Below are 21,012 nucleotides of genomic sequence, written 5' to 3'. Positions count from 1 at the left end.
TCGTCAGGGGGTAAGGGAGGTGGAGCCGCGCACGATCAACCGGGCTTTGAAATCCAAGCGCCGAACTGACCCTTCACTGCCGCGCAGGCGTTCGAGCAGGCACTCGAATGCGGCTGCGCCGATGCGTTCGGTGGGCTGGGCCAGAGCGGTGATGCCAGGGCCGACCAGCGGGCACCAGTCCAGTTCGTCGATGGCGATCAGGCCCAAGCCACAGCCCAGTGTCCGCCCGGCCGCCTGCAAGAGGCGGGTCACGGCCAATGTGGCGACACCATTGAAGGTGAGCAGCGCCTGGGGACCATGGCGGTCGCTGGCCAGGCACTGCTCGAGTGCTTGCGGCAACTGGGCATCGAGGCTCAGCACACGACCGCGCATACCGGCACGCCGTTGCAAAGAGGTGGTGAAGGCCTGCACGCGCTCATGCCGCGAACTGGTGCCGTCCAACGGCTCGCCGATGGCAACGATGTCGCGGTAGCCCTGGGCCTGGAGATGGTCCAGGGCCTGCTCGACGGCGTCGGTGTTGTCCAGCCCGACCATGTCGACCTGCAGGTCCGCCAGCTGTCGATCCACCAGGACCATGGGCAGGCGCCGATGCAGGTCGAGCAACTGGCTGGGCTGGTGGCCGAGCGTGTTCACGATCAGGCCTTCGACGTTGTACGACTGCAGCGCCTGCAAGTGGTGGCGTTCCTGCTCGTCGTCGCGGTTGGTGTTGCACAGCATCAGGCTGTAGCCGTGCTGACGGCAGGCCGTTTCCACACCGCGGATCACCGCGACGGAATAGGGATTGAGGATGTCGGCGACCAGCATGCCGATCAGGCGCGTCTGTCCGCGCTTGAGGCCACGGGCCATCTGGTTGGGGCGGTAACCCAAATGCTGGATCACCTCGTCCAGGCGCCGGGCGGTGGCTTCGGCCAGCAACCGCCGGTCGCCGCCGATGAAGCGCGACACGGTGGCTTTGGAGACGCCTGCGGCTTTGGCCACTTCGCTGATGGTGACGCGGGACTGGCTTGGGGGTGACGAGATGGTCATTGCGAGCCTTGTTGGCGTTGTAATGGGCTGATGAAACCGGTTTCAATACAACAAATGTTTGGAGGTTCGTCAATCTACCGTTGGTCAGAAGTTATACGGCCAAGGCCGCTTGAGCGCGACCAAGACCGGGTCGTCTCGAACTGTTGGCCGCCTCAGGACTGGCGGCTCCGTACGCTCAGAACTTGAGTGTCTACCCTTCCCCTCGGCGCATTCAGAATTTGAAGTCGCTACCCCGTGGGAGCGGCTTTAGCCGCGATGGGCGGCAGCGCCGCCCCCCACTCAAGCACCCTTCACTTCCAGTTGGGCGATGTTGCGTTCATTAGGCCGGCCTTGCCGGCCATCGCGACTGAGGTCGCTCCCACACGCAAAGGTATTTTCGCCCAGAAAGCGCCTAGCACGGGGATCGCGTCTATCAGAGACAGCCAAGCCGACAACGACTAGAAAAAATGTCGACCTGTTGAACCTGAAGGCAAACGCGCGTCACGGCCGGTCTGCGCCCGCTACGTCGTACTCATTGCGCGCCGGCCAAATGCGCCTGGCTTTCCAGTTCCTGGCGCAGAGCCGGATCCAGGCGCAGTTGCCGGGCCAACTCATCGAGATAGGCGCGTTCCATGAAGTTTTCCTGATCGACCATCATCAGGCTGGCGAGGAACATTTCGGCGGCCATTTCCGGGGTCTGCGCCGCTTGCGCCACTTCGGCCGGGTCGAGCGGCTTGGCCAGCTCGGCCTGGAGCCATTGGCGTACCTCTGCATCGCCGTCCAGACGGCTGAACTCGCCTTCGATCAAGGCTCGCTCGCGATCATCGACATGCCCATCGGCCTTGGCCGCCGCCACCAGCGCCCGAAGGACCGCCTGGCTATGCTGTTCGGCTTGATCGGCAGGGACACGGTCGAGGGTTTGCGGCTCGCGCGGCGCCGTACTACCGGCAGTGGCCTGGCTGGCCGGGTTCACCTGATTGGCCTGCCAGGCACCGTAGGCCTTGTAGGCCAGCATGCCGAGCGCAGCCAGGCCGCCGTAGCTGATGGCCTTGCCGCCCATTTTGCGGGTTTTCTTGCCGCCGAGCAGTGCGCCCAAGGCCCCGGCACCCAGCGCCTTGCCGCCGATACCCGAGAGCAAGCCGCCCAACCCGCCACCAAGCCCCGCATTGCCCCCGCTGGGCGTGCCGCTGGCCTTACCGGCATGTTGCTGGAGCAGGTCCTGACCGGATTTGAGCAGTTGATCGAGCAGGCCGCGTGTATTCATGGCGAATCTCCGTAGACGGGATGGGGTGTGCCAAATAGGACTGATGCGAGCCGATGGGCGTTCGGGGATTGGCGCTGAGCGGTGATGAGATTTGCTTCGGGATGTTGCTCAAGAACCGATCGAGCGCTGTAGAGGCTCGAGCACTTGGATCGCGCCTAAGCGCAGCGGGCTAAGGGGTCACAGACACAGGGTCCGAAGCTCAGCCCTGGGGGTTGGGGCCGCAGTGCGGCCCGCCCTCGGTCAATCCCGCAGATCGGATTCATGGATCGGGCTGGAGCGGCTGGTCGCGCGCTGGTACTGCGCAGGCCAGGTCGCTTGGTGGCCGCCCAGATCGTCGTCGGCGTGCAGCGGCCAGTACGGGTCGCGCAACAACTCGCGGGCCAGGAAGATCAGGTCGGCCTGGCCGGTGCGCAAGATGTGCTCGGCTTGGGCAGGCTCGGTGATCATGCCAACTGTGCCGGTAGGAATGTCCGCTTGCTTGCGTACGGATTCGGCAAAACGGGTCTGGTAGCCCGGGCCGGTGGGGATTTCGGCATTGGCCGAGGTGCCACCGGAGGACACATCGATCAAATCGACACCCATGGCGCGCAGACGCCGCGCCAATTCGACGGTTTCCTCGGGGTTCCAGCCATCCTCCACCCAGTCGGTGGCCGACACGCGCACGAACAGCGGCAACTCGGCCGGCCAGGCGTCGCGCATGGCCTGGGTGATTTCCAGGGTCAGGCGGATACGGTTTTCGAACGAGCCGCCATAGCTGTCGCGGCGCTGGTTGCTCAGCGGCGAGAGGAACTGATGCAGCAGGTAGCCATGCGCAGCGTGCACTTCGACCACTTTGAAGCCTGCGGTCAAGGCACGGTGCGTAGCGTCGACGAAGGCTTTGACGATGTCGGCGATCTCAGCTTCGCTGAGTTCACGCGGCGCAGCATGCTCGGGGTCGAAGGCGATCGGCGACGGGCCTACGGTCTGCCAGCCACCCTCGCTTTCCGGCACGCTGCCATGCTCGCCAGTCCAGGGCTTATGGGTGCTGGCCTTGCGCCCGGCGTGGGCCAGTTGCAGCCCCGGCACGGCGCCTTGCGCAGTGATGAAACGGGTAATGCGCTGCAAGGGTGCGATCTGCTCATCGTTCCACAACCCCAGATCGCCGGCAGTGATGCGGCCATCGGCGGTGACGGCGGTCGCTTCGGCGATCACCAGCCCGGCACCACCGACGGCGCGACTGCCCAGGTGCACCAGATGCCAGTCATTGGCCAGACCGTCGGCCGACGAATACTGGCACATGGGTGAGACGACGATGCGGTTGGGCAGCGTCAGTTGACGCAGCGTGTACGGCTCGAGCAGCAGGCTCATGGACAGACCTCCCAAGGTTCCAAAGGTAATGCAGCGCAAAGGCGCGTCTGACGACCGCCTCCGCTACCGCTCTCAGAAACTAGACCCGTACGGGCAGGCCGATGGTTCCACTCGATTGCCTGCCCTGCCGCCGCGTGGCACGGGCTCCCCGCCAGATCCTGTCAGCGCGCTTCGATATGGGCGATCAGCAACTGCACGCTTTCGTTGCCACGAAACTCGTTGACGTCCAGTTTGTAGGCCAGTTCCACCCAGCGCACGCCAGGGTTGGGCCATACCTCGCGGTCCACGCCGAAGGCGATGCCGTCCAGGCGCAACGACCCGCACTCGCTTTTGAGCACCACCTTCAGGTGGCGCTCGCCGACGATGCGTTGCTCCACCAGCTCGAACACGCCATGGAACAGCGGCTCGGGAAAGTGCTGCCCCCAAGGCCCGGCATTGCGCAGGGCGCGGGCCAGCTCCAGGTGGAATTCCTCCACCGCCAGGCTGCCGTCGGACAACAGCCGCCCGGTCAGATCGTCTTCCACCAGTTGCCGGCGCACTTCCTCGTCGAAGGCCTGGGCGAAGGTGGCGAAATGCTCGGCCGGCAAGGTCAACCCCGCGGCCATGGCATGACCGCCGAACTTGCTGATCAGCGTCGGATGACGGGCCGCGACCGCATCCAGCGCATCGCGGATGTGAAAGCCCGGCACCGAGCGCGCCGAGCCCTTGAGCAGGCCGTCGCCGGCATCGGCGAAGGCGATGGTCGGGCGGTGGTAGCGCTCCTTCAGGCGTGAGGCGAGGATGCCGATCACGCCCTGGTGCCAGTCTGCGTCGAACAGGCACAGGCCGTAGGGCATGTCGTCCAGCGAGAGGTCCTTGAGCTGGGCCAGGGCTTCGCGCTGCATACCCTGTTCGATGCTCTTGCGGTCCTGGTTCAGGCCATCGAGCTCCTGGGCCATGGCCAGCGCCGTGGACGGGTCTTCGCAGAGCAGGCATTCGATGCCCAGGCTCATGTCGTCCAGGCGGCCGGCAGCGTTCAGGCGCGGGCCGAGGATGAAGCCGAGGTCGGTGGAGGTGATCCGCCGGTGGTCGCGGCGAGCCACTTCCAGGATGGCCTTCAGGCCTGGACGCGCCCGCCCTGCCCTGATCCGCTCCAGGCCCTGGTGCACCAGAATGCGGTTGTTGGCATCGAGCGGCACCACGTCGGCGACGCTGCCCAGCGCCACCAGGTCGAGCAGCTCGCCGATGTTGGGCTGCGGCCGGTGCTCGTAGCGGCCCAGGCTGCGCAGGCGCGCGCGCAAGGCCATCAGCACGTAGAAGATCACCCCGACCCCGGCCAGCGCCTTGCTAGGGAACTCGCAGCCCGGCTGGTTGGGGTTGACAATGGCGTCGGCTGCGGGCAACTGCGCACCTGGCAAGTGGTGGTCGGTGACCAGCACCGTAAGGCCCGCCGCTTTGGCCGCCGCCACGCCCTCGACGCTGGAGATGCCATTGTCCACGGTGATCAGCATCTGCGGCTGGCGCTGCAGGGCAACCTCGACGATTTCCGGGGTCAGGCCATAGCCGTATTCGAAACGATTGGGCACCAGGTAATCGACATGCGCCGCGCCCAACAGGCGCAACCCCAGCACCCCGACCGTGCTGGCGGTGGCGCCATCGGCATCGAAGTCGCCGACGATCAGCAGGCGCTGGCCCTGGTCGATGGCCGCCACCAGCAGGTCGACCGCCGCGTCGATGCCCTTGAGCTGCTGGTAGGGCAGCAGGCGCGCCAGGCGCTTGTCCAACTCGGCCTCGCTCTGCACGCCACGGGCGGCGTACAGGCGGGTCAACAGGGGCGGAAGGTTGCCCAGCACAGGCAACGGCGAAGGCAGTGCTCGAGGTTCGATACGCATGGGGTCTTGGGTAATCCGTGGAAAGTCAGGTCAGCCGCGCTCACCGAGCAGCCATTGCAGCTGCACTTCGTGCTGGCCATGGTCGTCGGTGACGAATACCGTGCCTTCGCTGATCATCACGTCCCACTTGATCGTGCGCGGCATGTCCTTGGCCAGGGTTTCCAGCACCTCCTGCGGCACGGCGGCGATGTTCAGGTTCTTCAGCGACTTCACCGCGCCGACCACCTTGGTCTCCCAAACGCGCAGGCTGCCATAGGCCAAGAGGCTGGTGCGCTCGGTACGGCGCGAGCACCAGGTCAGACGCTCGGCGTCGGGCTGGCCGACTTCGATCCAGTGCAGGATGCGATCGTCCAGGCTCTTTTCCCACAAAGCCGCTTCATCGACGTCCGACAGCCCACGACCGAACGACAGGTTTTCGTTGTACCAGAGCGCGTAGGCCAGCAGGCGTACGGCCATGCGTTCTTCGGTTTCCGAAGGGTGGCGGGCGATGGTCTGACGGACGTTCTCGTAAACGCCTCGGTCGAGGTCGGTCAGGTTCAGTTCGAATTTGTAGGTGGTTGACGGCTGGGCCATAGGAAGGGCTTCGTGCTCGATGTAAAAAAAGTCCGCCAGTCTACCCGATCGCGACCGCGAGCGGCGGACCGTCGACCCGGCCGGTACCGGCTGGTCGCGGCCTGTGATACAACCCCCCGCTCTGCCCTGCCGCCATGGAACCGCGCATGTCTACGCCCAGCAAACCGCTCGCCGGCCTCAAGGTCATCGAACTCGGCACCTTGATCGCCGGCCCTTTCGCCTCGCGCATCTGCGCCGAGTTCGGCGCCGAGGTGATCAAGGTCGAATCCCCCGACGGCGGTGATCCGCTGCGCAAATGGCGCAAGCTCTACGAGGGTACTTCGCTGTGGTGGTTCGTGCAGGCGCGCAACAAGCGGTCGCTGACCCTCAACCTCAAGCACGAGGCCGGGCGCGAAGTGCTCAAGCGTCTGCTCGCCGAGGCCGACATCCTGATCGAGAACTTCCGCCCTGGCGTGCTGGAAAAGCTCGGCCTGGGTTGGGACGTGCTGCACGCGCTCAATCCGCGCCTGGTCATGGTGCGTCTGTCGGGCTTCGGCCAGACCGGGCCGATGAAAGACCAACCGGGCTTTGGCGCGGTCGGCGAATCCATGGGCGGGCTGCGCTACATCACCGGCTTCGAGGACCGTCCGCCGGTGCGCACCGGCATCTCCATCGGCGACTCGATCGCCGCGCTCTGGGGCGTGATCGGGGCGCTGATGGCCTTGCGTCACCGCGAGGTCAACGGCGGCGATGGCCAGGTGGTGGACGTGGCGCTGTACGAAGCCATCTTCGCCATGATGGAAAGCATGGTGCCGGAGTTCGATGTGTTCGGCTTCATTCGCGAGCGCACCGGCAACATCATGCCGGGCATCACCCCATCGTGCATCCACACCAGCGCCGATGGCCGTCACGTGCAGATCGGCGCCAACGGCGATGCCATCTTCAAACGCCTGATGCACGCACTGGGGCGCGCGGATCTGGCCGAAGACCCGAGCCTGGCCAGCAACGACGGCCGCGACCTGCGCCGCGACGAGCTGTACGGGGTGATCGACCGCTGGGTCAATGGCCTGACGCTGGATGAGGTGATGGGTGCGCTGAACACCGCCGAGGTGCCGGCCAGCCGCATCTATTCGGCCGAAGACATGTTCGGCGACCCGCAATTTCTGGCTCGCGACATGTTGCTGCAAGCCACCTTGCCGGACGGCAAGCCGTTCAAGATGCCGGGTATCGTGCCCAAGCTATCGGAGACGCCGGGCAGCGCCGAATGGGTAGGCCCGGCGTTGGGCGAGCATACCGACAGCCTGCTGGCCGGACTCGGTTTCGACGCTGCCGCCATCGCCGCGCTGCGCCGCGACGGAGCGATCTGAGCGCCGATGCCGTGCTCGAAACGCGGACAAAAGAAACCCCGGTCGCTGGGGAAAGACGACCGGGGTCGAAGCCAAAGCCAAGTCTGGGCTTTGCGTGGACATCGGGCCGGTACCGGAGCTGAGTACCGTACCGACGACCATTGATGAATCTGACGGTGCGCTCAGGCGAAGGTTCCCTGCGGCACCTTGCATTGTTGCAACGCCGCGATCACACAAGGCTGCAAACGACCTTCTGCGATCTGCAAGTCGCGGTGCAGACCGTCGACCAGGTCGATCAGCAGGCGCTGATCCTGTAGTTGATGTCGGCTGACCGTGCGGCTGAGCGTCTGCTGACCTTGGCTGTCGAGGACGGTGAGCAAGCGTTGGCCGCTGGCATCTTCTGCGCCGAGCTGGGTGTGGTAAGGCGTCAAGGCATCGTTGAGCAGTCTGCAGATTCGTTCCATCCGGCGTACTCGCTTGTTGTGTTGGATACGGGGTAGAGACCTGCAAGCGAAGCGGAAAGTTCGCGTGCCGCTTGCTAGAGCGGCGCTACCGGCATTGGCCGAGCGGCCTTGGCGAGTTGGCGCGCATGGCGCAACGCGTGACCGAAGGCCGGGGTGGACAACGGCCAAGGCAGCTCCCCTACCACGCACAAGCCCTGCTCACGTGCCAGATGCGCCAGACTGGCTTGCTGGATTCGCGCTCGCCCCACGAACAGCACAGCCGGGACACCTGCTGCGTTGCGCAGTCGCTCGATCAGCGCCTTGGCGGGTTGCACCGGCATGGCCTGATCGAGGATCAGCAAATCCGTAGGGGCGCCGGCATACAGTGGCTGCGAGCTCAACTCAGGATCGTCGAGCAGCCGCACGCGATAGACGCCTTGTGCATTGCAGGCCTGGTGCAGGGCAATTTGATGAAAAGGATGCTGCTGATGGATCAGGACGCTGAGCCGTTGCATGGATCGCTCCGCATGCCGCCTGCGCGGCGAGAAAGACGCGCCACTCTAGGAAAGCACCCGGGCTAGATATATAGGAAATTACTTAATCGGCGATCAGAAGCGTCCCATACCCTCAGGCGGTATGGAACGTCTGACGTCTATGCGGCTCAGGAACCCGAGGCGCGACTGGCATCACCACACGGGGCGTTTCACGCCCCTGTGTGACAACACTCGCTTCCCAGGTTGCAGTGATTGGGGCCGCCCTGCGACCCAGCCTGGCCGCCACGTAGGAATGGCCGGTTCGGCGCTCCGATTAGCCGCGATGGCCTGCGCAGCAGGCCCAATGGCTAGAATCGGCTTGCGCCAGATGCTCAGCGGTGCCTGAGGTGGGGCGGCGCCGCCGCCCATCGCGGCTAAACCGGAGCGCCGGCCGGCCGCTCCTACAGAGAAGGCAATTCGGTTGGCGCGAGGCGGATTACAGCGGCTTGCCGCGGTTGCCATGCTGGCTGACGAAGGCCTGCACGGCCTTCAGATCGTTGGCCAGTACCGTGCAACGCTCCTCGCGGCTGAACAGGTCGCTCAAGTGCGCCGGCAGTTCCAGGGCCTTGTCTACACCGGCCTGCTCCACCGCTTCGGGGAATTTCACCGGGTGCGCCGTGCCCAGCACCACCATCGGCGTGCTCAGGCTACGACGGCATTCGCGCGCGGCATGCACGCCGATGGCGGTGTGCGGGTCGAGCACTTCGCCGGTGCTGGCGAACACCGAAGCGATGGTTTCGCAGGTCTGCTCGTCGGTCACCGCCAGGGAATCGAACAGTTTGCGCGCCTCGGTCCAGCGGTCTTCTTCGACGCTGAAGCCGCCACCTTGGCGGAAGTTGCCCATCAGGTCGGCGATGGCGGCGCCGTTGCGTCCGTGCAGGTCGAACAACAGACGCTCGAAGTTCGACGAGACCATGATGTCCATGGACGGCGACAAGGTGGCGTGCAGGGTTTGCTTGACGTACTGATTGCCGCTCATGAAGCGGTGCAGAATGTCGTTGCGGTTGGTCGCGACCACCAGCTGGCTGATCGGCAGGCCCATGTTGCGCGCCAGGTAACCGGCGAAGATGTCGCCGAAGTTGCCGGTCGGTACCGAGAACGCCACCGAACGCGCCGGGCCGCCCAACTGCAAGGCCGCATGGAAGTAGTAAACGATCTGGGCCATGATCCGCGCCCAGTTGATCGAGTTGACCGCCACCAGGCGCGTGCCCTTGAGGAACGACTGGTCGGCGAAGCTGGCCTTGACCATCTCCTGGCAGTCGTCGAAGTTGCCCTCGATGGCGATGTTGTGGATGTTGTCGCCCAGGATGGTGGTCATCTGCCGGCGCTGCACTTCCGACACGCGCTGGTGCGGGTGCAGGATGAAGATGTCGACGTTGTCGCAACGGCGGCAGCCTTCGATGGCGGCCGAGCCGGTGTCGCCGCTGGTGGCACCGACGATCACCACGCGCTCGTTGCGCTTGGCCAGCACATGGTCGAGCAGGCGACCCAGCAGTTGCAGGGCGAAGTCCTTGAACGCCAGGGTCGGGCCGTGGAACAGCTCCATCACCCACTCGTTGCCGTCGAGCTGGCGCAGCGGTGCGACCGCCGAATGGGCGAAGGCGCCATAGGTTTCTTCGAGGATCTTCTTGAAATCGGCGTCGGCGATGCTGCCTTCGACGAACGGGCGCATCACCCGGAAGGCCAGCTCGTGGTACGGCAGGCCGGCCCAGGAGGCGATTTCCTCCTGGGTGAAGCGCGGCAGGTTTTCCGGCACGTAGAGGCCGCCGTCGCTGGCAAGGCCGGCGAGCAGCACGTCTTCGAAGTTCAGGGCAGGCGCTTGGCCACGGGTACTGATATAGCGCATGGGTGCAAACCTTTGCTGGGTGGCTGGCGTCTGGTCGCAAGCGGCGTGGGGAGCGGTCTCACCCTGGTGCGCTGCGGCTGTCCGCTGCCACGAATATTCACGGTATGAAGCCTGCGGGCGGTGCTGCTTCACATACAGCCCACCGCCCGAGGCTCGCCACTTAATTCAACTGTTCGACGCGGATGCGCACGACTCTGCCGACTACGTCCTGCAAATCTTCGAGCGCGACGATGGCGTCGTCGATGCCTTTCTCGATCACCCGATGGGTCAGCAGGATCATCGGCACCAGGCCGTCCTGCTCCTCGGCTTCCTTCTGCATGATCGATTCTATGTTGATGCCGCGCTCGGACAGGATGCTCGCCACCTGGGCCAGCACGCCAGGGTGGTCCTTGGCCTGGATACGCAGGTAATAGGCGCTTTCGCAGGCCTCGATCGGCAGGATCGGATGCGCCGACAGCGAGTCGGGCTGGAAGGCCAGGTGCGGTACGCGGTTCTCCGGGTCGGAGGTCATGGCGCGGACCACGTCGACCAGGTCGGCCACCACCGACGAAGCGGTGGGCTCCATGCCGGCGCCGGCACCGTAGTACAGGGTCGAACCTGCGGCATCGCCGTTGACCATGACCGCGTTCATCACGCCGTTGACGTTGGCGATCAGCCGGTCGCTGGGGATCAGGGTCGGGTGCACGCGCAACTCGATACCGGCCGCCGTGCTGCGCGCCACGCCCAGGTGCTTGATCCGGTAGCCCAGGGCTTCGGCGTAGTTCACGTCGGCGGTGGTCAGCTGGGTGATGCCTTCGGTGTAGGCCTTGTCGAACTGCAGCGGGATGCCGAAGGCGATGGACGCCAGGATGGTCAGCTTGTGCGCGGCATCGATGCCTTCGACGTCGAAGGTCGGGTCGGCTTCGGCATACCCCAACGCCTGGGCTTCGGCGAGCACGTCGGGGAAGGCACGGCCTTTCTCGCGCATCTCGGTGAGGATGAAGTTGCCGGTGCCATTGATGATGCCGGCCAGCCAGTTGATGCGGTTGGCCGACAGCCCCTCGCGAATGGCCTTGATCACCGGAATGCCACCGGCCACCGCCGCTTCGAAGGCGACGATCACACCCTTCTCACGGGCTTTGGCGAAGATTTCGTTGCCGTGCACGGCGATCAGTGCCTTGTTCGCGGTGACCACGTGCTTGCCGTTGTCGATGGCCTTGAGCACCAGGTCGCGGGCGATGGTGTAGCCACCGATCAGCTCGATGACGATGTCGATCTCGGGGTTGCTGGCGATCTCGAACACGTCCGCGGTAATGGGGGTACCGGTAATCTGGCAGTTCGGGTTGGGCGAGCGCATGGCGATCTGTGCCACTTCGATACCACGCCCGGCACGGCGGGCGATCTCCTCGGCGTTACGCTGAAGCACATTGAAGGTACCGCCACCGACGGTCCCCAACCCACAGATGCCTACTTTGACCGGTTTCACTGCGAACTCCCCATAGAACGGCCGGCGCCCTGCGCCGTCCGTGAAACGTGCCATCGCCCCATAGCGACGGCGTGCTGAAATTATTTGGCCAGGGCCAGTTTGGCCAGTTGCGGTGCCGGCTGATAGCCCGGAATCACCTGGCCGCTTTCCAGGACGATGGCCGGCGTGCCGTTGACGCCGATCGACTGGCCCAGCTCGAATTGCTTGCTCACCGGGTTGGCGCACTTGGCGGCCTTGATGTCCTTACCTTCGACCATCTTGTCCAGCGCCGCGCGGCGGTCGCTGGAGCACCAGACCGCCTGCAACTGCTTGTCGCCGTCCGAACCCATGCCCTGGCGCGGGAAGGCCAGATAACGCACTTCGATGCCCTGGCGGTTGAGCTCGGGCACTTCGGCGTGCAGCTTGTGGCAGTACGGGCAGGTGGTGTCGGTGAAGACGGTGATGTGCGACTTGGTTTCGCCTTTGGCCGGATAGATCACCATCTCACCGGTCGGAATGCCGTTGATGAGTTTGGCGACGCCCTGGCGCTCGGTCTTCTCGGTGAGGTTGACCGGCTTGCCGTCCTTGATCTGGTAGAGGTAGCCCTGCATGACGAACTGCCCGTCGGGGCTGGCGTAGAGCACGCGGCCGCCTTGCAGCTTGACTTCGTACAGCCCGCCGACGGGGCTTGCAGCCACGCTTTCCACGGGCACGTCCAGTTCAAGGGTTTGCAAGGTCTTGCGGATGGCCTGCTCGGCGCCTGGGTTGCTGTCGGCAGCGGCCGTGGCAGCTGGGGCCGCAACGGCAAAGGTGCTGGCCAGCGCCAGGGCGGCGGCAGCGAAAATCCGGGTCATGCGCATGGATACTCCTGAGATCGGACGGGGCGTGCGGGTGCGGCCTGCGTACATGGCGCGACCACCCTACGACCCTTGCTACAAAACCGGCCAAGCCTACCACACTGGGCCCGTACTGGCTGTGGCCACTGGCGCCGCTCGGCCGAACATGAATTTCGTTCACCCTCGGGGGTGGTGCTGGGCATGCAACTGCTGCAGGCGCGCCTTGGCCACGTGGGTGTAGATCTGCGTGGTCGACAGGTCGCTGTGGCCCAGCAGCATCTGCACCACGCGCAGGTCCGCGCCGTGGTTGAGCAGGTGCGTGGCGAAGGCGTGGCGCAGGGTGTGCGGCGACAGCGGTTTGTCGATGCCGGCCACCCGCGCATGGTGCTTGATGCGGTGCCAGAAGGTCTGCCGGGTCATCTGCTCGCCGCGCAGGCTGGGAAACATCACATCGCTCGGCCGGCCGTGGAGCAGTTCGGCGCGACCGTCGCGCAGGTAGCGCTCGACCCAGACGATGGCCTCTTCGCCCATGGGCACCAAGCGCTCCTTGCTGCCTTTGCCCATCACGCGCAGTACGCCCTGGCGCAGGTTGACCTGATCGAGGGTCAGGCTCACCAGTTCGGTGACGCGCAGCCCGCAGGCGTACAGCACTTCGAGCATGGCGCGGTCGCGCTGGCCGATGGCTTCGCCCAGATCCGGCGCCCGTAACAGGGCCTCGACGTCAGCCTCGGACAGCGATTTGGGCAGCGGCCGGCCCAGCTGCGGCATCTCCACCAACAGCGTCGGGTCGACTCCGATGTGCTTCTCCCGCAGCAGGTAGCGATAGAAACCGCGCAACCCGGAAATGAAGCGCGCGGTCGAGCGCGGCTTGTAGCCTTGTTCGAGGCGCCAGGCCAGGTGGTCGAGGATCAGCGGACGATCGGCGTCGGGCAGCCGCACGCTACGGGCGTGCAGCCAACCGTTGTACAGGGTCAGATCGCTGCGATAGGACGCCCGGGTGTTGTCCGACAGGCCCTTTTCGAGCCAGAGGGCGTCCAGGAATTGGTCGATCAGGGGGTGTTCGAGGGTGGGCATGGCAAGGTGCTGGTAAACGGGTAGCCGGCAAGTGTTTCACAGGGTAGGCGGCTTGTCTGCCTTGCCGGTATGTACGTGCGGTAAAGACCGCCACCCAAACGTGCCGATGGCGGTTGAGATCGCTGACAGCCCGCAAGAACCGAACAGCCTGTGGCAACGGCGCAAGGTACTGTATTAATGCACTGGAGGTTCGTCGACGATCTGTATGTTGAATCCATAGTGCCGACCCGCTTCGTCCGTGCCAACTTCGTAGGTGACGGTCTGACCCTCGCGAAACTGCTGGCCGACTTCGGGCAGGAAATAGACTTCTTGCGCTGCCGGCTCGGTCGTTAAATCGAGCGCTGTGGACGACAGGTTCGGCTGGACATCTTTTCTGGACATGATGGCGTCTCCATGTGACACGCCCTCTGTTCGAGCGTGTCTCGGATGGGCAAGTAACAGACCCTACTTGAGCTCTTGAACCTGGGAAGCCTGCATGCCCTTGTGGCCTTGTTCAGGAATGAAGCTCACCCTCTGGCCTTCTTTCAAACTTTTGAAACCGCCTCCTTCAATCGCTTTGTAATGAACGAACAAGTCGGCGCCACCGTCCTCCGGCGTGATGAATCCAAAGCCTTTCTCATCGTTGAACCACTTCACGGTGCCATTTTTTCTGTCATTCACGTCGCTCACCTTATCGTCTGAAGATCGAGTAGCTGGTAGCGCCGATGCCAAGCATCGTCCAACTGGTTTCAATCCTGCGCGTCGAACGGCTGGGCGGCTACTGGCATTTTTATCAGTCCGGTCTCGTGGTTTTGGCAAGCGATGAGCAGCCGCCGAGCCTAGGGCAACACCGGTACCGGCCGCTTGTCCTCGTCGATGGCGACGAAGCTGAACACGCCGTGGATCGCCCGCTCGCGGCCATCGAGGTACATGTTCTCGACGAACACATCGACCTGCACCTGCAGGCTGGTGTTGCCGACCTTGACCACCGTACCCACCAGCTCGACGATGGTGCCCGCCGGGATCGGGTGCTTGAAGTCGATACGGTCGGTGGACACGGTCACCAACGGCAGACGACAGAAGCGCGTGGCGGCGATGAACGACACTTCGTCCATCCAGGCCAACGCAGTGCCGCCGAACAGGGTGTTGTGGTGGTTGGTGGTGTTGGGGAAGACCGCTTTGGTCACACGGGTGACCGACAGCTCGGTGCGGCGTTGGATTTCCTGCTCTCGGGAGAGGGTCATGGGCTATTCCATCTTGAGGTAAGCGGACCGGTGTAATTGGAGCCGCTGAGCGGCCCCGATTGCTTAACTGACCGGCATTAGGCCATTGGCCGCCTTTTCGTGCGTCGGTCGTCTGGCAAATCACGCCCACAAAAAAGCAGCCCTAAGGCTGCTTTCTCTTTCGCATGGCAACCTGGGTTGCCGGTCAAACTGCACTCAGGACAGTTTTTCCTTGATGCGAGCTGCTTTACCGGACAGGTCACGCAGGTAGTACAGCTTGGCTTTACGCACGTCACCACGACGTTTCACGGCCATGCTGTCGATCTGCGGGCTGTAGGTCTGGAAGGTACGCTCGACGCCTACGCCGCTGGAGATCTTGCGCACGGTGAAAGCGCTGTTCAGACCGCGGTTACGCTTGGCGATGACGACGCCTTCGAACGCCTGCAGACGGGAACGCTCGCCTTCCTTCACTTTGACCTGGACGACAATGGTGTCGCCCGGTGCGAAGGTTGGGATTTCCTTGCTCATCTGCTCGGCTTCGAGCTGCTGGATGATCTTGTTGGTCATGCTGTGCTCCTAAGGTGGATAACTTTATCCACCATCGATACGTTAACTATCGTTCCGCTCGCGGAGGTATTCCTCGAGCAGCTTTTTCTCTTCTCCAGAAAGTGAGCGACTTTCCAGAAGATCGGCGCGTCGTTCGAAGGTCCTGCCTAAGGACTGCTTCAAGCGCCACTGCCGGATGTGTGCATGGTTGCCGCTGAGCAACACGTCGGGTACACGCTGATCCGCATACACCTCGGGTCGGGTGTAGTGCGGGCAATCGAGCAGGCCATCGGTGAAGGAGTCTTCCTCCGCCGAGCCTACATGCCCTAAAGCTCCGGGCAGCAGCCGTGTAACCGCATCGATCAGGACCATGGCTGGCAGCTCGCCACCAGACAGTACATAGTCGCCAATCGACCACTCTTCATCGACATGAGCTTCGATGAAACGCTCGTCGATGCCTTCGTAACGACCGGCGATCAGGATCAACGACTCCTGTTCTGCCAGGTCTTTGACCGCTTGCTGGGTCAGCGTGCGGCCTTGTGGCGAGAGGTAGATCACCTTCGCCGCTGCTCCGGTCGCCTGCCTGGCGTTGGCCAAGGCGTCTTCCAGAGGCTTGATTTTCATCACCATTCCCGGACCACCCCCGAAAGGCCGATCGTCCACCGTGTGGTGACGATCCGTGGTGTAGTCCCGCGGATTCCAGCAAGTCAGTCGCAACAGACCCTGCTTCACCGCGCGGCTGGTAATGCCGTACTCGGTAATGGCCGAAAACATCTCGGGGAACAACGTGATGACGTCTACGCGAAGGTTGCCCATCGTTTAGAAGTCCGCGTCCCACTCGACCCGCATCACACCGGCCTCGAGATCGATGGCCAGCACACATTGCCGCGTATAGGGCAACAGACGCTCGCGATCATCCAGGCTGCCCGCGCAAGGCTTGACCACTACTACATCGTTGGCGCCGGTTTCCAACAGGTGATCGACCTTGCCGAACAATTGCTCGTCTTGGTTGATGACGCTCAGACCGACCAACTGGTACCAGTAGTACTCGTCGTCGTTCAGGTTGGGCAAAAGGCTGCGTGAGATACAGATCTCGTAACCGCTCAGAAGACGCGCTTCGTCACGATCGTCTAGCCCTTTGAGTTTCGCGACCAGGTCCTTTTTATTGGAACGGCCACTGACCAGCTCGACCTGCTTGACCGACCCTTCGCGCCGAAGCGTCCAGTGACGATAATCCAACAGGTTTTCAATCGGATCGGTAAAGGAAAAGACCTTCACCTCGCCGCGAACGCCGTGAACCGAAAAAATCTTGCCAACGACGATCAGGTCGTCAGCCTTTTCTGGCGTCGCGTTCATACGGTTCAGGCTGCAGCCTTGGCCGCTTCCTTCAGCAGCTGAGCAACACGCTCAGACGGCTGCGCGCCGACGCTCAACCAGTGAGCAACGCGATCTTCTTTCAGGGACAGGCGAACTTCCTGACCACGAGCGACGGGGTTGAAGAAGCCAACCTGCTCGATGTGCGAGCCGTCACGCGGGTTGCGCGAGTCGGTTACGGTCAGTTGGTAGAATGGGCGCTTTTTGGAGCCGCCACGGGCAAGACGGATGGTTAGCATTGAACATCGTTCCTGTAGTCGGTGCTGCAAATCGTGATCCTTTCAGGCACACGGGCGCCCGAAAGGCCGCACATTCTCAAGGAATATACGGGCATTTGCAAATGCCTTTTGCATCGAGCGAAGGCCTGCGTGACGATCTGCACGGTAAGCTGCCAGCCAGGGCGGGCAGCGATGACCCCGCCGAAACGGGGGTTCCGGGCCTGGCGGCGAACCACCAGCGCCCTGAATGGGTTACAGCTTCGGCATGCCGCCACCGGGCATCATGCCGCCAAGGCCACGCATCATCTTGGCCATGCCACCTTTGGTGGAGAATTTCTTCATCATTTTCTGCATTTGCTTGTGCTGCTTGATCAGCCGGCCGACGTCCTGCACCTGGGTGCCGGAACCCAACGCGATGCGGCGCTTGCGCGAGCCGCTGATCAGCTCGGGGTCGCGGCGCTCGGCCGGGGTCATGGAGCTGATGATGGCGTCCATCTGCTTGAACTGCTTCTCTGCGGCGCCCTGAGCGTTGCCCATCTGCGACAGGTTGACGCCGCCGATGCTCGGCAGCTTGTCCATCAGACCGCCCAGGCCACCCATGTTCTTCATCTGCTGCAGCTGGTCGCGGAAGTCTTCAAGATCGAAGCCCTTGCCCTTCTTCAGCTTCTTGGCCAGTTTGTCGGCCTTGGCCTTGTCGATGGTCTGCTCGGCCTGCTCGATCAGGCTGAGCACGTCACCCATGCCGAGGATGCGCGAGGCGATGCGGTCGGGGTGGAACGGCTCGAGCGCATCGCTCTTCTCACCCATACCGAGGAACTTGATCGGCTTGCCGGTGATGGCGCGCACCGACAGCGCAGCACCGCCACGGGCGTCGCCGTCGACCTTGGTCAGCACCACGCCGGTCAGCGGCAGCGCTTCACCGAAGGCCTTGGCGGTGTTGGCGGCGTCCTGGCCGGTCATGGCGTCGACCACGAACAGGGTTTCGACCGGCTTGACCGCAGCGTGCAGGGCCTTGATCTCGTCCATCATGTCGGCGTCTACGTGCAGACGGCCGGCGGTGTCGAGGATGACCACGTCGATGTATTTGAGTTTGGCCTCGCGGATCGCCGCTTCGGCGATGGCCACCGGCTTTTGCGACAGGTCCGACGGGAAGAAGGTGACGCCCACTTCGTCGGCCAGGGTTTCCAACTGCTTGATCGCCGCCGGACGATAGACGTCGGCCGAGACCACCATCACGCTCTTTTTCTTGCGTTCTTTGAGGTGGCGGGCCAGCTTGCCGGCGGTGGTGGTCTTGCCCGCGCCCTGCAGGCCGGCCATGAGCACCACGGCAGGCGGCGCGGCATTGAGCGCCAGCTCTTCGTTGGCCGCGCCCATCAGGCTTTCGAGTTCGGCCTGGACGATCTTGACGAAGGCCTGGCCCGGCGTGAGGCTGCGCGAGACTTCGGTGCCGACCGCGCGCTCCTTGACGCTGTTGACGAAATCCTTGACCACCGGCAAGGCCACGTCGGCCTCGAGCAACGCCATGCGCACTTCGCGCAGGGTGTCCTTGATGTTGTCTTCGGTCAGCTTGGCCTTGCCGGTAACGTGGCGCAGCGTCTGTGACAGGCGGTCGGTCAGGTTTTCGAACATGGTGATCCTTTCAGGCCCAATTAAAGCCGAGGGTGGTCAGGCGCCCGAGGGCAAGATGGACACGCCCGAGGCGCAGCAAGCCGGCGATTATAGCGCAGACCTGGGATCGCGCACAGCGCGCAGCCGACGGACACGCACTTCGCCGATCCAGCACCGGAGAGGCGTGCGCGGCATGGGCCGCAGACTTCCTTGCCCGCTATCTTCTATGCCACACTCCGCTTCTTTAAGGGCTTGCCTGCCAGGACTTATGCTCTCTTCACCCAGCCTCATCCCCAATCTGCTCGCCGCTGGCCTGTATCTGCTCGCCACGTTCTACCAGGCCTCGCGCATCCGCCAGGGCACCCTGGCCGACAAACGCCTGCTGGGCCTGTTCGGCGTGCTGGCCGTGCTCGCCCAGGGCGGCGCGCTGTTCTTCCAGCTGATCACGCCCCTGGGCCTGAGCCTGGACTTCTTCAGCGCCGCCAGCCTGATCGCCGTGGCGGTGATCGCCCTGACCCTGCTCGCCTGTCTGAGCATCCCGGTGGAAAACCTGCTGGTGCTGTTGTTCCCGCTCGGCGCCATCACCGCCCTGCTGTCGCAATTCGCGCCGGCTGGCACGGTACCGCTGATCAACGAAGAACCGGGCATCCTGGCGCACATCCTGTTGTCGATCCTGGCCTATGGCCTGTTCACCATCGCCGTGTTCCAGTCGCTGCTGCTGTTGTTGCAGGACCACCAGCTCAAGCACAAGCATCCGTCCGGGCTGATCCGCAACTTCCCGCCGTTGCAAACCATGGAAAGCCTGCTGTTCGGCTTCCTTTGGGCCGGTTGGGTCCTGCTCAGCGCCTCGCTGCTCTCGGGCTGGTTGTTCCTCGACAACCTGTTCGCCCAGCACCTGGTGCACAAGACCCTGCTCGCCTGCGTGGCCTGGATCGTGTTCGGCGTATTGCTGTGGGGCCGCACCCGCCTCGGCTGGCGGGGCCACAAGGCCATCCGCTGGACCCTGGCCGGCTTCTGCCTGCTGATGCTGGCCTATTTCGGCAGCAAGCTGGTACGTGAATTCATCCTGCACATCTGACGATCGCCCATGACCATCCCGCCGCCTGCCACCCTATACGGCATGCTCGCCCTGGCGCTGCTTTGGGCAGCGCTGTTCACTACCGTGGACGCTGCCCGACGCGCGCCGAGTGCCAGCGCGGACGACCAACGCCCGCAGCCTGCCCTGCCTGCACAGGCTCTGGTGTTCGGCGCTTCCCTGGGCAAATGGCTGGTGCTGTGCCTGGCATGCCTGCTGGGTTACCGGCAGGCGGGCGAACAAGGTTTCTGGCTGGCCGGGCTAGGCGCGGCCTTGGTGCTGCTGGTGGTGGCCGAGTACCTGCCGCGACGCATGGCGCGCCGCCACGCTGCCGCCTGCCACACCCTCGGCACGCACCTGCTCAAACCCTTGCTGGTGCTCATGCAGCCCCTGGCCTGCCTGCTCGACGCTTGTGCCCGTCTGCTGCTGCTACCGTTCAAACGGCCAGCGCAAGCCACCGACGCGACGGGGCAGACGCAAGACGACGCACTCGAAGACGAGCCGCTGCCAGCGCCCAAGCGCACGGGTCTGGGCGACAGCCTCCAAGCCTTGGCGCGGGTCACCGTGCAGGACATCCTGATTCCGCGCAACGAAGTCGACGGCATCAACCTGGACGACCCCATCGAGCTGATCGCCGCCCAGTTGCGCGCCAGCCGCCATACGCGCCTGCCGGTGTTCCACGCCGACATCAACCAGATCGAGGCCGTACTCAACGTCAAGTTGGTCAAGCACCTGCTCGACGCCGGCCAACTGTGCAAGGACAGCCTGCGGGCGGCGTGCCACGCTCCCTACTTCATCCCCGAAAACACACCCTTGCACTTGCAGTTGCTCAATTTCCACAAGCAGCAGCGGCGCATGGCGACCGTGGTCGACGAATACGGCGAGGTGCTGGGCATCGTCACCCTGGAAGACCTGCTCGAAGAAGTGGTCGGTGAGTTCGAAAACGAGCAGACCCTCGAAAATCCGCACATCGCGCTGCAAGACGACGGTCGTTTCCTCATCGATGGGCCGACCCCATTGCGCGAGATCAACCGCTGCCTGGGCTGGCACCTGCCCTGCGACGGTGGCCCGAAAACCCTCAACGGGCTGATCACCGAAGCGCTGGAGAGCATTCCGCAGAGCGCGGTATGCCTGAAGATCGGCAAGCATCGCCTGGAGGTCTTCGAGACCGAGGACAATTGCGTCAGCAAGGTGCTGGTCTGGACTGCAGCGCGTTAGGCTTTGTCTGAAAAGTTCTGAGACGAAGGCCAGGCCCCGCCGAAGGTGGCCCCGCCGAAGGTGGCCCCGCGTAAATCAGTGAGCAAGCGCACTGTATTGAAGTACATGAGCATTCCGAACGGGTTTTCAACGCAGCCTGGACGAGTATCAGGACTTTTCAGCCAGAGCCTAGTTATACTCGGCTCACGCTTATCCAGCCCTGCCGTCCCG

Annotated in this window: 22 protein-coding genes; 3 read left to right on the top strand and 19 right to left on the bottom strand. The window is 63.8% G+C overall.

Annotation, left to right across the window (positions count from 1 at the left end; translation table 11 throughout):
* Positions 1-3: 3 nt before the first annotated feature.
* From AA0Z93_RS13205 to AA0Z93_RS13185, 5 genes are all read right to left on the bottom strand, one after another.
* Positions 4-1,026 (bottom strand): LacI family DNA-binding transcriptional regulator, encoded by a 1,023-nt coding sequence (locus AA0Z93_RS13205; protein WP_413048529.1) that lies wholly within the window; start codon positions 1,024-1,026, stop codon positions 4-6.
* Between the two features lie 511 nt (positions 1,027-1,537).
* Positions 1,538-2,269 (bottom strand): tellurite resistance TerB family protein, encoded by a 732-nt coding sequence (locus tag AA0Z93_RS13200; protein WP_413048530.1) that lies wholly within the window; start codon positions 2,267-2,269, stop codon positions 1,538-1,540.
* Between the two features lie 240 nt (positions 2,270-2,509).
* Positions 2,510-3,616, bottom strand: coding sequence for an NADH:flavin oxidoreductase/NADH oxidase (locus tag AA0Z93_RS13195; protein ID WP_413048531.1), 1,107 nt, complete (start codon positions 3,614-3,616; stop codon positions 2,510-2,512).
* 161 nt (positions 3,617-3,777) lie between these two features.
* Complete coding sequence (recJ, locus tag AA0Z93_RS13190; protein WP_413048532.1) at positions 3,778-5,487, bottom strand: single-stranded-DNA-specific exonuclease RecJ; 1,710 nt, start codon at positions 5,485-5,487, stop codon at positions 3,778-3,780.
* Positions 5,488-5,517: 30 nt separating this feature from the next.
* The gene (locus tag AA0Z93_RS13185; RefSeq protein ID WP_296263365.1) at positions 5,518-6,060 is read right to left on the bottom strand and encodes a YaeQ family protein; all 543 of its coding nucleotides are present in this window, start codon (positions 6,058-6,060) and stop codon (positions 5,518-5,520) included.
* Positions 6,061-6,194: 134 nt separating this feature from the next.
* On the opposite strand from AA0Z93_RS13185, the gene AA0Z93_RS13180 reads away from it, so the two are divergent.
* On the top strand, positions 6,195-7,406 hold the full coding sequence (locus AA0Z93_RS13180; protein ID WP_413048533.1) for a CaiB/BaiF CoA transferase family protein: 1,212 nt from the start codon (positions 6,195-6,197) through the stop codon (positions 7,404-7,406).
* A 161-nt stretch (positions 7,407-7,567) separates the two neighbouring features.
* Here the strand turns inward: AA0Z93_RS13180 and AA0Z93_RS13175 are convergent, their stop codons facing one another.
* The 14 genes from AA0Z93_RS13175 to ffh form a co-directional block, all read right to left on the bottom strand.
* The gene (locus AA0Z93_RS13175) at positions 7,568-7,849 is read right to left on the bottom strand and encodes a DUF3509 domain-containing protein (RefSeq protein WP_413048534.1); all 282 of its coding nucleotides are present in this window, start codon (positions 7,847-7,849) and stop codon (positions 7,568-7,570) included.
* A gap of 74 nt (positions 7,850-7,923) precedes the next feature.
* Complete coding sequence (locus AA0Z93_RS13170) at positions 7,924-8,343, bottom strand: histidine kinase (RefSeq protein WP_413048535.1); 420 nt, start codon at positions 8,341-8,343, stop codon at positions 7,924-7,926.
* A 454-nt stretch (positions 8,344-8,797) separates the two neighbouring features.
* Positions 8,798-10,207: a threonine synthase gene (gene thrC / locus AA0Z93_RS13165; protein WP_413048536.1), complete on the bottom strand. Its 1,410-nt coding sequence runs from the start codon at positions 10,205-10,207 to the stop codon at positions 8,798-8,800.
* Positions 10,208-10,367: 160 nt separating this feature from the next.
* Positions 10,368-11,672, bottom strand: coding sequence for a homoserine dehydrogenase (locus AA0Z93_RS13160; protein WP_413048537.1), 1,305 nt, complete (start codon positions 11,670-11,672; stop codon positions 10,368-10,370).
* A gap of 80 nt (positions 11,673-11,752) precedes the next feature.
* Positions 11,753-12,511, bottom strand: coding sequence for a DsbC family protein (locus tag AA0Z93_RS13155; RefSeq protein WP_413048538.1), 759 nt, complete (start codon positions 12,509-12,511; stop codon positions 11,753-11,755).
* Positions 12,512-12,664: 153 nt separating this feature from the next.
* A complete protein-coding gene (gene xerD, locus AA0Z93_RS13150) occupies positions 12,665-13,561 on the bottom strand; it encodes a site-specific tyrosine recombinase XerD (protein WP_413048539.1) in 897 nt (298 codons plus the stop codon).
* A gap of 174 nt (positions 13,562-13,735) precedes the next feature.
* On the bottom strand, positions 13,736-13,942 hold the full coding sequence (locus AA0Z93_RS13145) for a hypothetical protein (protein WP_413048540.1): 207 nt from the start codon (positions 13,940-13,942) through the stop codon (positions 13,736-13,738).
* 63 nt (positions 13,943-14,005) lie between these two features.
* Positions 14,006-14,221: a cold-shock protein gene (locus AA0Z93_RS13140; RefSeq protein WP_413048541.1), complete on the bottom strand. Its 216-nt coding sequence runs from the start codon at positions 14,219-14,221 to the stop codon at positions 14,006-14,008.
* A gap of 158 nt (positions 14,222-14,379) precedes the next feature.
* Complete coding sequence (locus AA0Z93_RS13135; RefSeq protein WP_313740889.1) at positions 14,380-14,784, bottom strand: acyl-CoA thioesterase; 405 nt, start codon at positions 14,782-14,784, stop codon at positions 14,380-14,382.
* Positions 14,785-14,979: 195 nt separating this feature from the next.
* On the bottom strand, positions 14,980-15,330 hold the full coding sequence (gene rplS / locus AA0Z93_RS13130; protein WP_296263352.1) for a 50S ribosomal protein L19: 351 nt from the start codon (positions 15,328-15,330) through the stop codon (positions 14,980-14,982).
* 42 nt (positions 15,331-15,372) lie between these two features.
* On the bottom strand, positions 15,373-16,125 hold the full coding sequence (trmD, locus tag AA0Z93_RS13125) for a tRNA (guanosine(37)-N1)-methyltransferase TrmD (RefSeq protein WP_413048542.1): 753 nt from the start codon (positions 16,123-16,125) through the stop codon (positions 15,373-15,375).
* 3 nt (positions 16,126-16,128) lie between these two features.
* Positions 16,129-16,665, bottom strand: coding sequence for a ribosome maturation factor RimM (gene rimM, locus AA0Z93_RS13120; protein ID WP_314488262.1), 537 nt, complete (start codon positions 16,663-16,665; stop codon positions 16,129-16,131).
* A gap of 5 nt (positions 16,666-16,670) precedes the next feature.
* Complete coding sequence (gene rpsP, locus AA0Z93_RS13115) at positions 16,671-16,922, bottom strand: 30S ribosomal protein S16 (RefSeq protein WP_296263346.1); 252 nt, start codon at positions 16,920-16,922, stop codon at positions 16,671-16,673.
* A gap of 231 nt (positions 16,923-17,153) precedes the next feature.
* Entirely contained in the window at positions 17,154-18,530 is a 1,377-nt protein-coding gene (gene ffh / locus AA0Z93_RS13110) for a signal recognition particle protein (protein ID WP_413048543.1), read from the bottom strand.
* Between the two features lie 247 nt (positions 18,531-18,777).
* Between ffh and AA0Z93_RS13105 the strand changes: the two genes are divergently transcribed.
* Positions 18,778-19,587: an inner membrane protein YpjD gene (locus AA0Z93_RS13105; protein ID WP_413048544.1), complete on the top strand. Its 810-nt coding sequence runs from the start codon at positions 18,778-18,780 to the stop codon at positions 19,585-19,587.
* A 9-nt stretch (positions 19,588-19,596) separates the two neighbouring features.
* The gene (locus AA0Z93_RS13100) at positions 19,597-20,802 is read left to right on the top strand and encodes a transporter associated domain-containing protein (protein WP_413048545.1); all 1,206 of its coding nucleotides are present in this window, start codon (positions 19,597-19,599) and stop codon (positions 20,800-20,802) included.
* Positions 20,803-21,012 lie beyond the last annotated feature (210 nt).

Source organism: Pseudomonas phoenicis (assembly GCF_047302395.1).
In the GTDB taxonomy this organism is placed as follows: Bacteria; Pseudomonadota; Gammaproteobacteria; order Pseudomonadales; family Pseudomonadaceae; genus Aquipseudomonas.
Note: the sequence above shows the minus strand (reverse complement) of the source record. Positions and strands in the feature narration are given on the sequence as shown.

Coding starts and splice junctions, on each gene's coding strand:
- ffh (WP_413048543.1), bottom strand. CDS start 18,530: ATGTTCGAAAACCTGACCGACCGCCTGTCACAGACGCTGCGCCACGTT.
- rplS (WP_296263352.1), bottom strand. CDS start 15,330: ATGACCAACAAGATCATCCAGCAGCTCGAAGCCGAGCAGATGAGCAAG.
- rimM (WP_314488262.1), bottom strand. CDS start 16,665: ATGAACGCGACGCCAGAAAAGGCTGACGACCTGATCGTCGTTGGCAAG.
- AA0Z93_RS13100 (WP_413048545.1), top strand. CDS start 19,597: ATGACCATCCCGCCGCCTGCCACCCTATACGGCATGCTCGCCCTGGCG.
- AA0Z93_RS13195 (WP_413048531.1), bottom strand. CDS start 3,616: ATGAGCCTGCTGCTCGAGCCGTACACGCTGCGTCAACTGACGCTGCCC.
- AA0Z93_RS13205 (WP_413048529.1), bottom strand. CDS start 1,026: ATGACCATCTCGTCACCCCCAAGCCAGTCCCGCGTCACCATCAGCGAA.
- AA0Z93_RS13170 (WP_413048535.1), bottom strand. CDS start 8,343: ATGCAACGGCTCAGCGTCCTGATCCATCAGCAGCATCCTTTTCATCAA.
- AA0Z93_RS13200 (WP_413048530.1), bottom strand. CDS start 2,269: ATGAATACACGCGGCCTGCTCGATCAACTGCTCAAATCCGGTCAGGAC.
- AA0Z93_RS13135 (WP_313740889.1), bottom strand. CDS start 14,784: ATGACCCTCTCCCGAGAGCAGGAAATCCAACGCCGCACCGAGCTGTCG.
- xerD (WP_413048539.1), bottom strand. CDS start 13,561: ATGCCCACCCTCGAACACCCCCTGATCGACCAATTCCTGGACGCCCTC.
- AA0Z93_RS13180 (WP_413048533.1), top strand. CDS start 6,195: ATGGAACCGCGCATGTCTACGCCCAGCAAACCGCTCGCCGGCCTCAAG.
- AA0Z93_RS13185 (WP_296263365.1), bottom strand. CDS start 6,060: ATGGCCCAGCCGTCAACCACCTACAAATTCGAACTGAACCTGACCGAC.
- AA0Z93_RS13145 (WP_413048540.1), bottom strand. CDS start 13,942: ATGTCCAGAAAAGATGTCCAGCCGAACCTGTCGTCCACAGCGCTCGAT.
- thrC (WP_413048536.1), bottom strand. CDS start 10,207: ATGCGCTATATCAGTACCCGTGGCCAAGCGCCTGCCCTGAACTTCGAA.
- recJ (WP_413048532.1), bottom strand. CDS start 5,487: ATGCGTATCGAACCTCGAGCACTGCCTTCGCCGTTGCCTGTGCTGGGC.
- AA0Z93_RS13155 (WP_413048538.1), bottom strand. CDS start 12,511: ATGCGCATGACCCGGATTTTCGCTGCCGCCGCCCTGGCGCTGGCCAGC.
- rpsP (WP_296263346.1), bottom strand. CDS start 16,922: ATGCTAACCATCCGTCTTGCCCGTGGCGGCTCCAAAAAGCGCCCATTC.
- AA0Z93_RS13105 (WP_413048544.1), top strand. CDS start 18,778: ATGCTCTCTTCACCCAGCCTCATCCCCAATCTGCTCGCCGCTGGCCTG.
- trmD (WP_413048542.1), bottom strand. CDS start 16,125: ATGGGCAACCTTCGCGTAGACGTCATCACGTTGTTCCCCGAGATGTTT.
- AA0Z93_RS13175 (WP_413048534.1), bottom strand. CDS start 7,849: ATGGAACGAATCTGCAGACTGCTCAACGATGCCTTGACGCCTTACCAC.